The sequence below is a fragment of the Fodinibius halophilus genome, from assembly GCF_011059105.1.
Classification (GTDB): Bacteria; Bacteroidota; Rhodothermia; order Balneolales; family Balneolaceae; genus Fodinibius; species Fodinibius halophilus.
In genome coordinates this window covers 24,615-39,800 of sequence record NZ_JAALLS010000001.1, presented here as the reverse complement: position 1 = coordinate 39,800, position 15,186 = coordinate 24,615, and the positions used below count along the sequence as shown (strand labels likewise).

11 protein-coding genes are annotated in these 15,186 nt (G+C 42.6%); 7 read left to right on the top strand and 4 right to left on the bottom strand.

Features of this window, described 5'->3' with window-relative positions; all coding sequences use genetic code 11:
• The first annotated feature begins 133 nt into the window (after positions 1-133).
• The gene (locus G3569_RS00155; RefSeq protein ID WP_165264845.1) at positions 134-1,150 is read left to right on the top strand and encodes an alcohol dehydrogenase; all 1,017 of its coding nucleotides are present in this window, start codon (positions 134-136) and stop codon (positions 1,148-1,150) included.
• 35 nt (positions 1,151-1,185) lie between these two features.
• On the opposite strand, the gene G3569_RS00150 is transcribed toward G3569_RS00155, so the two are convergent.
• Positions 1,186-2,736, bottom strand: coding sequence for an MFS transporter (locus G3569_RS00150; RefSeq protein ID WP_165264843.1), 1,551 nt, complete (start codon positions 2,734-2,736; stop codon positions 1,186-1,188).
• A 291-nt stretch (positions 2,737-3,027) separates the two neighbouring features.
• Between G3569_RS00150 and G3569_RS00145 the strand changes: the two genes are divergently transcribed.
• Positions 3,028-4,083 carry a VOC family protein gene (locus tag G3569_RS00145; RefSeq protein ID WP_165264841.1) on the top strand — a complete coding sequence of 352 codons (1,056 nt, stop codon included), beginning with the start codon at positions 3,028-3,030 and terminating at the stop codon, positions 4,081-4,083.
• On the opposite strand, the gene G3569_RS00140 is transcribed toward G3569_RS00145, so the two are convergent.
• Positions 4,060-5,436, bottom strand: a complete 1,377-nt coding sequence (locus tag G3569_RS00140; RefSeq protein ID WP_165264839.1) for a 1-acyl-sn-glycerol-3-phosphate acyltransferase — start codon at positions 5,434-5,436, stop codon at positions 4,060-4,062. The genes G3569_RS00145 and G3569_RS00140 overlap by 24 nt on opposite strands.
• 169 nt (positions 5,437-5,605) lie before the next feature.
• On the opposite strand from G3569_RS00140, the gene G3569_RS00135 reads away from it, so the two are divergent.
• Together G3569_RS00135 and G3569_RS00130 are read left to right on the top strand one after the other, a co-directional pair.
• Positions 5,606-6,745: a sulfotransferase family protein gene (locus G3569_RS00135; RefSeq protein ID WP_165264837.1), complete on the top strand. Its 1,140-nt coding sequence runs from the start codon at positions 5,606-5,608 to the stop codon at positions 6,743-6,745.
• 61 nt (positions 6,746-6,806) lie between these two features.
• Positions 6,807-7,430, top strand: coding sequence for a sterol desaturase family protein (locus tag G3569_RS00130; protein WP_165264835.1), 624 nt, complete (start codon positions 6,807-6,809; stop codon positions 7,428-7,430).
• Between the two features lie 1,310 nt (positions 7,431-8,740).
• On the opposite strand, the gene G3569_RS00125 is transcribed toward G3569_RS00130, so the two are convergent.
• Positions 8,741-9,517: an inositol monophosphatase family protein gene (locus tag G3569_RS00125; RefSeq protein WP_165264833.1), complete on the bottom strand. Its 777-nt coding sequence runs from the start codon at positions 9,515-9,517 to the stop codon at positions 8,741-8,743.
• A gap of 197 nt (positions 9,518-9,714) precedes the next feature.
• Here G3569_RS00125 and G3569_RS00120 point away from each other — a divergent pair, with 197 nt between their 5' ends.
• Positions 9,715-11,889 carry a Tex family protein gene (locus tag G3569_RS00120; protein ID WP_165264831.1) on the top strand — a complete coding sequence of 725 codons (2,175 nt, stop codon included), beginning with the start codon at positions 9,715-9,717 and terminating at the stop codon, positions 11,887-11,889.
• Between the two features lie 1,249 nt (positions 11,890-13,138).
• Here the strand turns inward: G3569_RS00120 and G3569_RS18285 are convergent.
• Entirely contained in the window at positions 13,139-13,279 is a 141-nt protein-coding gene (locus G3569_RS18285) for a hypothetical protein (protein WP_205719957.1), read from the bottom strand.
• Between the two features lie 208 nt (positions 13,280-13,487).
• On the opposite strand from G3569_RS18285, the gene G3569_RS00115 reads away from it, so the two are divergent.
• A complete protein-coding gene (locus tag G3569_RS00115) occupies positions 13,488-14,681 on the top strand; it encodes an aspartate aminotransferase family protein (protein WP_165264829.1) in 1,194 nt (397 codons plus the stop codon).
• A gap of 48 nt (positions 14,682-14,729) precedes the next feature.
• Positions 14,730-15,185 carry a hypothetical protein gene (locus tag G3569_RS00110; protein ID WP_205719956.1) on the top strand — a complete coding sequence of 152 codons (456 nt, stop codon included), beginning with the start codon at positions 14,730-14,732 and terminating at the stop codon, positions 15,183-15,185.
• Position 15,186: the final 1 nt, after the last annotated feature.

Sequence of the window (15,186 nt, the reverse complement as noted above, 5' to 3'; positions counted from 1 at the left end):
AGAAGAGTTGTCCTCACGAATAAATAATATAAGTGCAATCGAAGGCTTTTGTTCCTTGGCCTGCAAATGATTAGCACAAAAAATCTGTTAATCGAGGCAGTAAGAAGATTAATTAAGAATATTAATATTATTTATGAGCAGTATGAATGCAATGCAAGTTACACAGCCGGGAGCCGACTTTACAGCGGTTGAAAAAGAGATCCCCTCCCCGTCCAAAAACGAAGTATTAATCAAGGTACAGGCCTGCGGCATTTGCCACAGTGACGCCTTTGTAAAAGACGGCACGTTCCCCGGTATTGAATATCCGCGAGTGCCCGGACACGAAGTTATTGGTACTATTGAAGGAACAGGCAGCGGGGTTTCATCATGGAACAACGGCCAACGCGTGGGAGTTGGCTGGCACGGCGGACACTGCTACGAATGTGAGGCTTGCCGAAACGGGGATTTCATTAATTGTGAAAATGCGCAAGTTACGGGCATTCATTTCGATGGCGGCTATGCAGAGTATATGACTGCACCGCAAAGTGCCCTGGCCTCGATCCCTGAAAGTCTGGATTCAGCGGAAGCCGCTCCCCTGCTCTGTGCCGGTATCACTACCTTTAATGCATTACGTAACAGCGACCTGGAACCCGGTGATATTGTTGCTGTTCAGGGCATCGGTGGCCTTGGCCATCTGGGCGTACAATACGCACATAACTTTGGATGCGAGGTGGTTGCACTCTCTCGTGGATCCCAAAAAAAGGAACTGGCCAAAGAGTTAGGAGCTGATCACTATATCAATACGGAAGCCGAAGATGCTGTTGAAAAATTACAATCTCTCGGCGGGGCTGATCTTATTCTAGCCACTGCTCCAAGCAGTAAAGCAATCTCTAATATTGTCAACGGTTTGGGGCGGAACGGGCAACTTATGGTAGTGGCTGCCACCGTTGATCCTATTGAAGTATCACCGATGCAGCTTATTACCGGACGTAAATCTATTACAGGCTGGCCCAGCGGTGATGCCAAAGCTTCGGAAGACACCCTTGATTTTAGTGCTTTAAAAAAGATAACTCCAAAAGTTGAAACATTTCCCCTGGAGCAAGCCAACGAAGCTTACGACCGTATGATTAATAATGAAGCACGATTCAGAGTCGTTCTGGAAATGAATTAATCACCTTATCCCGGGCAGTATTTTGTTGCCTGGGATTAAACTCCTCTTTCATCTGGAAGTGATTCGGGGCTGTCAGGTTTAAAACGTACCATTGTAGCCGAAACAAACGCTCCCATAAGTACCAAAGCTGCAGCAATATACATTATCGTAGAAAAGCTATACAAGAATGAGGCCTTAATACTTTCTTCCAGTTCTTTTTTAACATCCCCGGAAACCTCTTGCGGGATATCAGCCTTTGCCAAATTCGGTACTTCAGCACTCATCTTTTGCTGTATCGTTTTGGGGATCTCCTTTTGTTGCATATTAATGGTTAACTGCTGGCCAAAAATGGTAATAGCCAAAGCACCTAACAGGGCAACCGACAACATCCCCGAAAGTCGTGAAATCGCTTTATTGATACCTGACGCTTTACCTGCATTAGATTGATCAACGGCACTCATCACGGTGGTATTAAGCGGTGCAAAACTGATGGCCATCCCTAGCCCCAGAGAACATATACCCGGGAAAAAGTTGTACCAATAACTACTCCCAGTCCCATAAAGCCCTAACAGTAAAAATCCGAGGCTCGTTATAATTGGCCCCACTACCAGCAACGGGCGTGCTCCAAATCGTACAATCAGACCGCCCGACCATCGTGATAACCCTCCCACCAATAGCGGAAAAGGAATAAAAGCAGCCCCGGCTGCCGTTGCCGAATATCCTTGCACCTGAATTAGATTAAAGGGTAACAGAAAGAATACGCATGCCAGCGAAAAGTAAAAACAGATCGTTATCAGGTTTGCTCCGCTAAACGTTTTAGATTTGAATAAAGAAGGGGGCATCATCGGGTTTTCAATGCTGACTTCTACCCATATAAAACCAAAAAACACTAATACCCCAACCCCTAATGTTGATAGCACAATGGCATTCTCAATCCCCAGCTTTGAAGCTTCAATGAGGCCGTAACAGATTAACCCCAACCCAAGGGTGGCAAGCAATGCCCCTAGCCAGTCGGGCTTGCCAGAATCTTCTGCAGCTTTACTTTCGGGCATACGCCAAACTAAAATAATGAGCACTGTTATAGCCATAGGCACACTAATCAGAAAAATAAATCGCCATGAGAGTTGATCTACCAGCACCCCGCCCAATAATGGGCCCGCAGCAGTAGCAAGAGCAGAAAAACCCGACCACGTGCCTATAGCCTTTCCCCGGTTCCCTTCTTCATAAAGATCCGTTAAAATGGCCAGGCTACCGGGGATCATCATGGCACCTCCCACTGCCTGCCCCCCTCGGGCAATAATAAGTTGATAGACATCCGGGGCCAATCCACACCAAATGGTTGCAAGCATGAAAATAAAAACTCCGGTGCCAAATACTCGTTTCCGCCCGTAATAATCCCCCGCTGATCCCCCGGTTAAAATCAATGTACCAAGGATAAACGTATAGATACTAATTACCCATTGCATATCGGAGACGGTGGCATCCAGCGAACTTTGAATAGCAGGCAATGCTACATTTACTACAGACCCATTAATAAAGCCCATGCTTGAACCAATAATAGTGGCCGCAAGCGCCCATCGCTTTTGTGTACTACTTATTTCTGACATTAGTCTTAGAAATTATTACTGAATATTCTCTCATTGGTAATAACGTATTATTTCCGGGGTTGAAAGTACCAGTTAGCATATTCTATCACAATTAAAATGGTTTGTTATATAAAAGCATTTAAAAATGAGCTCTCAGTCCCCATACACCTCATCGGAAAAGTTGTAGATACTGCCAAGAAATTATATTATTTATAAAGCTAATTTTCTTCGAGGCTAACTCCCATTATAACTGGTATACATTGTTTTGGCTCTTGGCAAAAGTAGAATCTCATTTCAAATCATAAGCAGTTTATGAAAAAAATTATTAGTGGTATCCAGCAAATTGGTGTTGGTACCCCCAACGAAGAAAAAGCATTTGACTGGTACAGAAAGAACCTGGGCATGGATATCTGCGTGTTTCAGGATACTGCTGAAGCTAATTTGATGACCAATTATACCGGTGACAAAGTCCAAAGTCGTTCAGCTACACTTGCCATGAATATGCAAGGCGGAGGAGGCCTGGAAGTTTGGCAATATACCAGCCGCGATACCCAACCGGCTTCTTTTGACATTAAGGTTGGTGATCTGGGAGTATTCGGGACACGCATAAAATGCAAAGATGTGCCGAATACTTTTGAGTTCTTACAGTCTCAAGATGTCAATATTATAACTGATATCAAGGAAGACCCATCAGGAGCACCCCATTTCTTTGTCAAAGATCCTCATGGCCTCATCTTCCAGATTGTAAGTGGTAACTCATGGTTTTCGAATGGCAAATATCATACGGGAGGCATTGCCGGCTGTATGATTGGAGTTTCTGATATTGACCATTCACTTAGCCTCTATAGAGATATCCTGGAATATGACCAAGTAGAATATGATGAAACCGGTACTTTTGACGATTTGGCTCCTCTCAACGGAGGCTCCCAAAAGATACGACGTGTGCTTTTAAGTCACAGAAAACCGCGTAAGGGTTCATTCTCCCAACTTCTGGGTCCCAGCAAAATAGAACTTGTAGAAGTTCAAAACCGGGAGCCCCGCAAGATTTTTAGAGATCGATACTGGGGCGATCTCGGCTTCATCCACCTTTGCTTTGATATCAAAGGAATGGACCAACTGAAACAAGAGTGCGAAGAAAAAGGATTTGAATTTACGGTAGACAGTAAAAATTCATTTGATATGGGAGAAGCTGCCGGCCGGTTTAGCTATATTGAAGATCCCGACGGAACCCTTATTGAGTTTGTTGAGACTCATAAGCTGCCCATTTTGAAAAGTGTAGGTTGGTATATGGATGTACGAAATAAAGCCCCGGAGAAACCGATCCCAAAATGGATGCTCCAGTTTTTACGACTGAGCCGAGTCCGTTAAAGGCTTAGCAGCAGAATTGCTCTTCGAGGGATTAAGAACCTTTGCTATCAATCCTGATATTTTGTCGTTGGTAGCTTTGGAAGGCAGTTTTAGCCGGATCTGCTGCTTCCAATCTTTCCATTTTTCATACAAATTCAGGCTCAGGATACCGGAAAATGGCAGCGATACCATATAAGCTACCGTCCACCACAAGCTTCCTGTAGCACCCCAACAAACAGCACCCTGCGCTAAATAAAAAAGAGGAAATGTAAGAAGTCCCATTAACATTCGGGCTGAACTTATAAACTGTTTCTCCTCAATAGCATTTGCAAACGCATGAATCAATAGCCAGGGTACTATATTGTTAATTGCTCCATATAAAAACAGGGGTAAGGCAATAATAAAACCTATACCCTCGGCCAAAAGGCGCCTGACTGAATGTTTATCCACCAGTGAATAGTTAAAGTTTATGTGCTGCTTATCCAGTTCATCACGCAGCTTAGCCATATTCTGTTTTGTACTCTTCAAGAGATTCTCTTTTCCAGACAGATTGTTCGTTAAATCATCGATCACTTCTTTTTCAAGTTCTACCTCTTTGCTACTATACCCCTCTGTTACATCTATTTCAGCAGTACTTTGCTTTTTCAACTGCACAACCTGCTCGGCAAGTTGATATTCAACCGAATTGTAATCTACCGTCACTGCCCTCACGGCCTCCTCTACCCTGCGAGTTAAATCCGTAATTGCCGTTGCCTCATGTTCTCTATAGCTCTCCTCAAATTGACTCACAGGAACTGCTTTACCAAATTCTACGTGAATTCCTTTACGGGCCTCCGTTATTTGGCGATAGTTAATGCCCACCGGTATTACCGTTACTCCCAAATCAAAATTATGTCTTTTTTCTGCCCCTAAAGCAATTCGGGCCAATCCTTTTTTAAAGCGCCCTACCTTCTTTTTAGGAATACAATTGCCTTCGGGATGAATGAGTAGATTTCTATTTTTCGCCAAAATATCATAACAATCTCCAAAGACCGACTCATTCTGCTCCTTCAGGTTTACCCGATCCCTGGGACGATAGACGGGGAGCATATGAAAAGCGGTCAAAATCCAGTCTATTGCCGTGTTTTTTCCAAATGCATCAGCCCTAATAAGCGGATAAATAAATCTATTATTGGTGTATTTCGTTGGTAATATCAGGCAAAGCGCATCCGAAAATGCATTCTGGTGAGATGGCGCAAAAATAATGGGTTTGTCCCAATTAATATGCTCGACACCGGAATAAGTAACAGATTTGTGATAGGTTTCAAACCACACTTTTACTACCGGACGAACCCACCAGTGCGTAAAGGTCCACCCTCTAATATCAACATTCATGTTTTACTGCTTTAATAAGTTCAATAACCAATTCGTTACTAATGCCTTTTTTGATTATGCTATTGTCGTAGATTATTATTTGTCAAAGAAACCATATTGGCAAGTTTGTAAGAAAACATTTTTTTATGAACTCAATAAAATAAGTGGAATTACGTAACAATCCATTGTAATGAGCTCACGAAAACACCCCATTCAACATCTTACCAGGCAAATAAAAGCAAATGATGGGTTCTCTTCAGATAATTTTGGCAGAATTTCTGCCTTTTATCTTAAACTTCTTATTCAAGAACCTTTCCGACTCTACGAGCGACTTCGCTTTTCGGAAGCGATTAATACCCATTCCCTGACCAAAGATCCCATTTTTATTATTGGTCATTGGCGGAGTGGAACCAGCTTTTTACAGTACCTGTTAAGCCAGGATCCCCAATTCGGGTATATGAATAAATTCCAGGTTGTATTTCCGGATACCTTTTTGGGATCTGAACATATGTTAAAATCACTGGTCAACAAGATACCCCAAACGCTCAGCCTCATTCGTGACGCTCAAAACATGTCAATAAACCTTGAGCTGGATAGCCCCAGTGAGATTGAAATTGCCCTCACAACCATGATCTCTCCTACCAGCCTACACTGGGGACATATATTCCCTCAAGAAGCATGGCACTATTTTAATAAATACCTGTTTTTTGAAACAGCAACAGACCAAGAAATCCAACAATGGAAACGCGATTACCGGCACCTCATACAAAAGACCTCTTTAAAAAATGATGGTCGTCAACTGCTTATTAAAAGCCCGGGAAATAGTTGTCGTATTGATAAACTCTTGGAGCTCTATCCCGATGCAAAGTTTATTTTCATCCACCGCAATCCCTATGATGTTTTTTATTCAAGCAAAAAGTTATGGAATACCTTGCTGGATAATCTAGCCCTGCAGGATTACAGTAAAAAAGAGAGGGAAGAAGCTATTATTGCGGTCTATGAAAAGTTGATGTCTCGTTATATTGAACAGAAAGGCATGGTGCCCACGAACCAACTTGCAGAAATCAGGTTTGAACACTTTATTACAGACCCAATTAAGGAATTATCAAAAGTTTATGAACAGTTAGAGATCTCTGGATTAAATACTGCAAAGCCCGAATTTGAGCAGTTTTTAAGTCAAAAAGAGAGCGGAAAATCATCAGATTATACCTACAGGGATAACGACTTAGCCAAAATAAACAGGAGATGGAAATTTGCATTTGATCACTGGAATTATTCAATTATGCATACTGAACAAAGTTCGAAAAGAGAAGGTCTAGCAGAAACTTGAGATAATGTGAGTTTGTTTATTTATACTCATAAAGCAACTATTCAAAAAAATATTCTAAGCTATGCACAGAGAAATTAAAGAAGAAGGTCAAGGTCATATTTTTGAAAACTCGTTCTTAGAACCATTAACAAAATCGCCGCCATACATTTCAGCAATTATTTATACGTTAGCTGTTATTACCTTATTGGTAATTGGCTGGCAAATGCAGGTGGTCAATTCTTTTTGGGTTGGCGGCTTAATATATTTCGGTGCCATCTTTTTCTGGACGTTCTTTGAGTATTTTGCCCATCGGTACTTATTCCACATCGATGAATACTTTCCCAACTCAAAAATTGCTTCCAAGCTAGCCTATACGTTCCATGGTATTCACCATGAATATCCCCGTGATAAGGATCGCATTATTATGCCTCCGGTACCCGGCCTCATGATTATTGCTCTCTTATACGGCTTCTTCTTACTTCTCCTAGGAAACTACGCCTATATTTTTATGCCCGGTTTCGTAACAGGTTATTTACTATATACACGTATCCACTATCTAACCCACACACCGCCGGTCCCCTCTTTTCTTAAATCGCAGTACAGGCACCACTCGCTGCATCACTACAAATATCCTGAAAAAGCATTTGGTATCTCAACCACCCTATGGGACCGAATTTTTGGCACTATGCCACCCGCTGATGCTTAATAGTGCAAGAATACCCAAAAGAGACTTGGGAGACTCCCCGGCTTGTTATTTTGAGCACCGTGAGAATTCTGAATTCAAAACTCAGGATTCAGAATTCAGAATCAGTATTTCCAACTAATATAGCTATAAAATAGACCGGGGAGTCTCCGCTGTTTATCTAACAAAAGTGATGCCATTCTGTCCGTCAGCTGAGTAATTAGAGTCTCCTTATATCGTTTCAATGCATGAAAGGAGCATCTAATAAAGTCCCTCTTACCCCTACACTGAAGTTTCGGTGTGCAGGTGGAGAAGAGGGATTTAGCTTGCTCAACAAAGCCTTGTGCGTAGTAGTGGGAGATTGATTACGCCTTATCGGGCACTATAATGTAGCACGGTCATCCTTGACCGTATGCCCATTAAACAACTCCTGTGGCAAATCATAAATTAATATAGCACGGACGGGACGCTCACCTTATAAGTAAAATTAAAGTAATCATCCTCCGCCACTACGTTGAAACTTCGAGGCGCATAGCTGCTCCTCCTTCAGTTCACATTCCTAAACCTATCATGGTTATAGCCACAAGGAGGAACGCAAGATTTCAAGAAGCAGATTTTAATGCATGAAAGGAGCATCTAATAAAGTCCCTCTTACACCTACACTGAAGTTTCGGTGTACAGGTGGAGGAGAGGGATTTAGCTTGCTCTACAAAGCCTTCTGCGTAGTAGTGGGAGATTGATTACGCCTTATCGGGCACTCTAATGTAGCACGGTCATCCCTGACCGTGTACCCGTTGAGCAAGGTCTAGCGGTAATTCATAAGGCAACATAGCACGAGCGAGACGCTCGCGCTATAAATGAAATGTGAAGTGATCATTCTCCACCACTACGTTAAAACTTCGAGGCGCATAGCTGCACCTCCTTCGGTTTACGTTGGCAGTACCATCTGCGTTACAGCCACAAGAAGGACTCTTTCTTGCCCTATCAACGCCTGTCATCGCGAGAGAAGTGAAACGAAACGCGGCGATCTCCTTGACATAGCTACTCGATGGGTTAAAGGATCCCCTTTAGGTCCTACGAACACCTACGCCGACCTGAACGCTGTCGAAGTTTTTGAGTGAAGGTATGGCTTCGGCGCACTTCGCAAGCTAAGAATAGGAGACTGCCGCGGTCTTCCGAACAATCACCGAAGTCCCTCCCCGTAAAACGGGGCACGGCGCAGTGACATTGCTTTTAATAGGGGTTTAAAAACGGGGGGCTGGGGCGAAAGCTTGGGAAAGATCAGTTAGTTGGTTATTGGTTTAATATTGAGAATCAACTATCAAACCTGCCCATTAGGTATTCTTTTCAAAAACCTCTAGTACATCCGGTAGCAGTTCTCGACTGCACGAAAAGCCGTTCCCCGACTGGATGGTTTCATTACCATCGGTATCAGAAAAAATCCCTCCCGCCTCTCGCAGAATCGTTAACAGGGGCGCAGCATCCCAAATATTTAAAATAGGATCAAACATCAAATCGGCTCGACCGGTAGCCACAAGCATATGTCCATAGGCATCGCCCCAGGTTCGGTGGATACGGCTTTTATCAAGCAGTTCATTAAAAGCATCTCCATAATCAAACTCAGCTGCTGTATAAGCATCGGTGCTCATAAAGCTGGCCTTAGCAAGATCATCACATGACCGAACACGACATTCTTCGCCGTTAAGACGGGCACCTTTACCTTGAGCAGCATCACAAAGCTCATCCAGAGCCGGGGCATAAATAACTCCTACGACCGGCTCATCATCCACAACAACACCAATTAAAGTAGTATAAAGTGGCACACCATGGATAAACGACTTGGTGCCGTCAATAGGATCTAAAATCCACTGTACGCTACTCTCTTCATTATCTTTCCCGTGCTCTTCGCCCACAATACCATGGTCCGGAAACTGGTTGGCAATATTCTCTCTCATTATCGATTCTGCCTCCCGATCTGCTACCGTTACCGGAGAATCATCTGCTTTGCGCTCCACATCAAAAGAACGGTTGAAATAATTTAACGTATGGTCACCACCGTTTTTGGCGATTTCTATAGCTGCCCGGTGAATCGTATCAAGATCAAAATTCATGTGTACATAAAGGCTTTATGTGATTATTTTCTCCATGCAAAATATAGGCCTCAGCATGCAGAAATCAGAATAAATATTGTGTATTTTAATTGCTGATGCTAACAGTATAACTCAAACATTTTCATTGAAGGGCTGCTAAAACATCAAACTACTTCACATTTTGTGCAGCCGACAACCCCAAACATCCAATCTCTAGAATGACAGAATCACAGATTTTTAGCAGTATTGCTTCGGAACTGAACCTCAAATCCAAACAAGTAAAATCCGTTGCCAACTTCTTGGATGATGGTGCTACTGTACCCTTTTTGGCCCGTTACCGGCAAGAGGCAACAGGTGGACTTGACGAGGAGCAGATCCGTAGTGTCCGCGACAAACTGGAATTCCACCGCACGCTCGAAGATCGCAAGAAGACGATCCTCAAGACCATTGATGAGCAAGACAAACTCACCGAAGAGCTTGAAGAGAAGATAAAAGCTTGCACCGATCTCAATACGCTTGAGGATCTCTATTTGCCTTATAAACCGAAGCGACGCACCAAAGGCGACATGGCCAAGGAGAAAGGGCTGGAGCCACTTGCCGAGCGAATTTGGGAGCAAGAGATCGAAAGCGGTACCCCGATGGAGCATGCCGCTGAATTCGTTGATGATGAAAACGAAGTAGAATCTGCTGAAGATGCCATGGACGGTGCCCTCGATATTGTAGCCGAGTGGATTAACGAATCGGCGGAGGTCCGCGAGAAACTACGCGATATCTTCCAGGAACACGCGGTTATCAAAACGGAGAAAAATCCTGCCGTTGAGGATCGTACCAACTTTGAAGATTATTATGACTTCTCTCAAAAGGCCAAATACTTAAAGCCCTACCAGATCCTGGCCATCAACAGAGGAGAGCGCGAGAATATTCTGTTTGTGGATGTTGAACTCTGGGAAGATCGAACCCTCGAAAGTATCGATGATGTAGTGATTAATAATGATATGAGTATCTTCACCCCACATCTGCAAGATGCCGTTGAAGATGCCTACAAGCGCCTCTTGTTCCCTTCTCTGGAGCGCGAATTGCGTAATATGCTCACTGATAAAGCTGATGAACATGCCATAGAAACCTTTGCTACCAACCTCTCCAATTTGCTTATGCAACCACCGCTTGATCACAAAGTGGTGATGGGTATTGATCCAGCATATCGCTCGGGTTGCAAAGTTGCCGTAGTAGACGAAACAGGCAAATACCTTGAGGGCACAACAACCTATCCAACCCCTCCCCAAAAGAAAGTAGCGGAAGCTGAAGAGGTATTTCGAACATATATTGACAAATATGATGTCAATCTTATTGCTATTGGTAACGGCACGGCCAGTCGTGAAACCGAACAGATAGTGGCCAACTTCATCCAAAAGCGAAAAGAGAAGCACCCTGACGAAGAACTCAACTATATGATCGTCAACGAGGCCGGTGCTTCGGTCTACTCTGCTTCTAAAGTAGCTGCTGATGAGTTTCCGGATCTGGAAGCAGCGCAGCGAGGAAACATCTCTATTGCCCGCCGCGTACTCGATCCCCTGGCCGAGCTTGTAAAAATTGATCCGAAATCTATTGGTGTTGGCTTATACCAGCACGATGTTAATCAAAATCAGCTGGCCCAATCGCTCGATGACGTAGTGGAAAGTTGTGTGAACCAAGTGGGAGTAAATCTGAATACAGCCAGTGCCCCACTGCTTTCGCACATCTCCGGACTCAGCAAAAGAGTTGCCAAAAACATCGTAAAACGAAGAGAAGATGAAGGCATCTTTTCGGACCGCGAAGAGATTAAAGATATACGCGGTGTGGGAGAATTTCGCTTTCAACAGGCTGCCGGATTTATGAGAATTCCAGAATCGGAGAACCCCTTAGATAACACCGCAATTCACCCGGAAAGTTACGAGGCAACGGAAAAACTGTGCAACCTTTTTGGGATCGATCTCGACAAATTAAATGAACAAAATGAAGTCGTTTCCGAGAAGCTTAAAAACATCAATAAAGAAGAGGTTGCCGAACAGATTGAAGTCGGAATTCCTACCCTGGAATTGATCATTGAAAATCTTCAAAAGCCGGGTCGCGATCCGCGTGAATCTCTACCCAAACCGGTGCTCCGAGATGACGTCATGAAGATGGAAGATTTAAGCGAAGGACAAGTACTTGAAGGCACTGTTAGAAACGTTGTTGACTTCGGTGCTTTTGTTGATATTGGAGTGAAACAAGACGGCCTCTTACACATCTCAAAAATGGCCGACCGAAAGGTTGAAGACCCTCATGATGTTGTTGCTGTCGGAGACATTCTAAAGTTGACAATTGTCTCACTCGACCTCGAACGCGGCCGCATCGGATTGTCACTTGTAGATTAAAATTGTTGCCTAATTAAATATTTCAATTTGACAACTTTTTGAATTGGATTACTTAACAATATCACTTTTACCATTCCAGTTTAGGCTGTCGGCTTATCGGTCGACAGCCTTTCTTTTTAGATGAAAACTCAGCCGCCCCCGTCCCATCCTGCCCAAAACTTGCCCTTCAATACTATTATTATTCTACTTGATAGCTGTAAATTATTGCATAACAATATTTTAATAACTTTTTATTTATCATGTAAAATTGTCCTAACTCAAAAAATAAGGGGTGAACCTAATTTATTTAGGCAATGGTAACCGACCTGATCGTAACCAAACAACCAATACATAAATTACTATAACCCATTGATTTTAATCGACTTACATAAATATAAAACCAAAACTAAACTTACATCTTCAAGATACCATTCCTAGCCTCCTAATTTATTTAAGTCCGGCACATAAACTCCTTTCTTAAAAAGAAACACCAGTAGTTAACCAATACCTATAAATTATTGTGGCGCAATATATTAGCATGCAATCCCGTACTTAAAAAATGGATATTGACAAATATTATTATTGCGCTCACAGCGTATAAAACCTTCCTTTCACTAAAATTTTTATATAGAAAACTGTAACCCATTGGCATACAATAAATTACACACAAAACAACCTGTTTTTCATACTTAGCTCTTTATTTGACTGACAAAATGCCAAAAGAGAAATTACTACCTATTATTTTCTCTTTTTGAACCTAGTCTCCACCCTATTCCATACCATTCTTAAAAATTTCTCGTCCAACTATTTCTTTTATGGAACTGTTAACCATTCTGCTTTTTCCTGTCAGTCTTCCACAATATCCCCCTCCCCACCTCGGTCAATTACTATTCCTTATCAACCAGTTACTTGCACTCTTTCAGCTTTACCTATCAGTAAAAACCTCCGTTTCTTATTTCATTAATTAGCCTTTTAAAATTACGCACCATACCCACTTATTTTACAGTTTTATCCTCTTCCAATTTTACTCAAAATTTCTCTATTAAAAGGCAACATAGACTAACAAAATGATTACTATTACCCCCTGCCCTTTTCGTTTCTTTTTACTCTTTTTTAGCTCCTCAAAAAAACCATCTGTCACTGTGTTTTTTCCATTCATTCCATTTGTTAAAACCATCCAACAGCATCACTTTTTTTGACGTAAATATTTTATCCTGCTACTACATTTTTTGCACCTTTTTAACGAACTTATTTTCAGTGCTTTTTTATTTCATTTAATACTACTGATAGAGGGCTTTGCAAAACCTTTGATTTCGTCATTCTGAGCTTGTCGAAGAATCTCCAGTATCCATCTGCTGCCGTTGAAAGGGAGATCCTTCATTACATTCAGGATGACTGCCTGGTTTTGCAAAGGTCCCTGATAATAAAAAAGCGGAACTTTTCTGTCCTCAAATTTTATTACTCTAATCTCGAATTATGTGCAAGTAAATCAGTAAAGTTTCATAGTTCCCTAAAATTTTTATTACTATTGGTCAGTGATTTAACTGATGCAATACTACATTAAATGTGTTCTGGCTTAGATGGTTTTTTGCCATCTAAGTAATCAATTTTTATTTCTTATGGACTACCAGCAACTAACAGAAAAATATCATCTTCCTGTCTACAATAGATTTCCTATTACCCTGGTGAAAGGTAACGGTTCTTACCTATGGGATGACGAAGGCAACAAATACCTTGATGCCCTTGCAGGTATTGCAGTTAACAGCCTGGGACACTGCCATCCCAATGTGGTAGAAGCCGTGCAAGAACAGGTCGAAAAGCTGATGCATATCTCCAACTTCTATTACAGTAAACCTCAGGCGCAACTGCTGGAACTTTTGGCCGAGCTATCAGAGTTAGATCGCGGTTTCATCTGCAACAGCGGTGGGGAAGCTATGGAAGCCTGCCTGAAGTCTGCTCGTCGGTATGCACGTGCCCATCAAAAAAATGGTCCTCTCATAACCATAAGCAATGCCTTCCACGGCCGTACTATGGCAACGGTATCCATGGGTATGGATAAGTACTCCAAAGGCTATGACCCGCTACTACAGGGCTTTAAAGAGATTCCCATGAATAACCTGGAAGCCCTGGACGATGCTTTTGATAACCAAACCCTCGGAGTTGTTATTGAATCCATTCAGGGCTCGGGTGGTCTGCATGTAGCCTCACAACCATTTATGGATAAGGTAGAAGAGCTTTGCAACACTCATGATGCTCTGCTTATTGTAGATGAGGTGCAAACTGGCATTGCCCGGACAGGAAAGATGTTTGGATTTGAACATTATGGCATACAGCCGGACATTATCGGTTTGGCCAAAGCAATGGGCGGCGGCTTCCCAATTGGGGCAATGGTTTGCAGTGATAAAGTGGCTGAAACGCTGAGCTATGGCGATCATGGCAGTACCTACGGGGGCAACCCCCTGGCTTGTGCTGCCTCTCTCGCTGCTTTAAACACAGTGATAGATGATAACTTAACTAAACAGGCAGCCCAAAAAGGTAGCTTTCTCAAAAATCTGCTTGTTGAACTAAGTGCAGGAATTATCGAAGTCACTGACATTCGGGGTAAAGGCTTGATGATTGGGGTTGAACTCTCATTTGACGGAAGACAAGTAGTAGAAGAGATGATGCAGCTCGGTGTTCTATCAAACTGCACGCAAGGCAACATAATCCGTTTAGTGCCGCCCCTCACTATTAGTAAAGAAGACTTAACCACTCTTGCCGAGGTGCTCATTGCCTCCATCAAAAAAAATGTATCATCTCATAAAACAAACTGAATGTTTATCAGTTATAGTATTTAAAATTAATTGATTTTTCATATCACCTTGGATCTCACAAACAGGAAAACTGCTTTTTATATACTGTTATCAGCTTTGCTGTTGTGCCTGTGGCCTCTCTTTAGCCTAGCCCAAGAAACGGACACAACTCGCATCCAGATTAGAGAAAATCCGGACTCCTCTCGTATTGAAATGTTAGATCAATCTTTGGACCGTTCTACTACTGGTGGGTCACTAACGCAGATGGGAACTCATGGGGTACCAAGAAAAAACCTGTATTACCAACCTCCCTTTAAAGGGCAAATGCACCTCGACAAAGCAGTTGAAGCCTACCGAAAAGAGATTAGCGGCACCGTTGGCAAGGGATGGTTTTGGAGCTTTCTTAAAGCCATAAGTCCCTATATTAAGCTTGAGTTGAGAGCTTTTGAGACTATGCAGATGGAATATGTCGACAGAGACCACCCCCTGTGGAAAACCTACACCAATGATGACAAGCTTAAATAAC

Coding starts and splice junctions, on each gene's coding strand:
- G3569_RS00125 (WP_165264833.1), bottom strand. CDS start 9,517: ATGAATTTTGATCTTGATACGATTCACCGGGCAGCTATAGAAATCGCC.
- G3569_RS00120 (WP_165264831.1), top strand. CDS start 9,715: ATGACAGAATCACAGATTTTTAGCAGTATTGCTTCGGAACTGAACCTC.
- G3569_RS00115 (WP_165264829.1), top strand. CDS start 13,488: ATGGACTACCAGCAACTAACAGAAAAATATCATCTTCCTGTCTACAAT.
- G3569_RS00135 (WP_165264837.1), top strand. CDS start 5,606: ATGAGCTCACGAAAACACCCCATTCAACATCTTACCAGGCAAATAAAA.
- G3569_RS00155 (WP_165264845.1), top strand. CDS start 134: ATGAGCAGTATGAATGCAATGCAAGTTACACAGCCGGGAGCCGACTTT.
- G3569_RS00150 (WP_165264843.1), bottom strand. CDS start 2,736: ATGTCAGAAATAAGTAGTACACAAAAGCGATGGGCGCTTGCGGCCACT.
- G3569_RS00145 (WP_165264841.1), top strand. CDS start 3,028: ATGAAAAAAATTATTAGTGGTATCCAGCAAATTGGTGTTGGTACCCCC.
- G3569_RS00140 (WP_165264839.1), bottom strand. CDS start 5,436: ATGAATGTTGATATTAGAGGGTGGACCTTTACGCACTGGTGGGTTCGT.
- G3569_RS00130 (WP_165264835.1), top strand. CDS start 6,807: ATGCACAGAGAAATTAAAGAAGAAGGTCAAGGTCATATTTTTGAAAAC.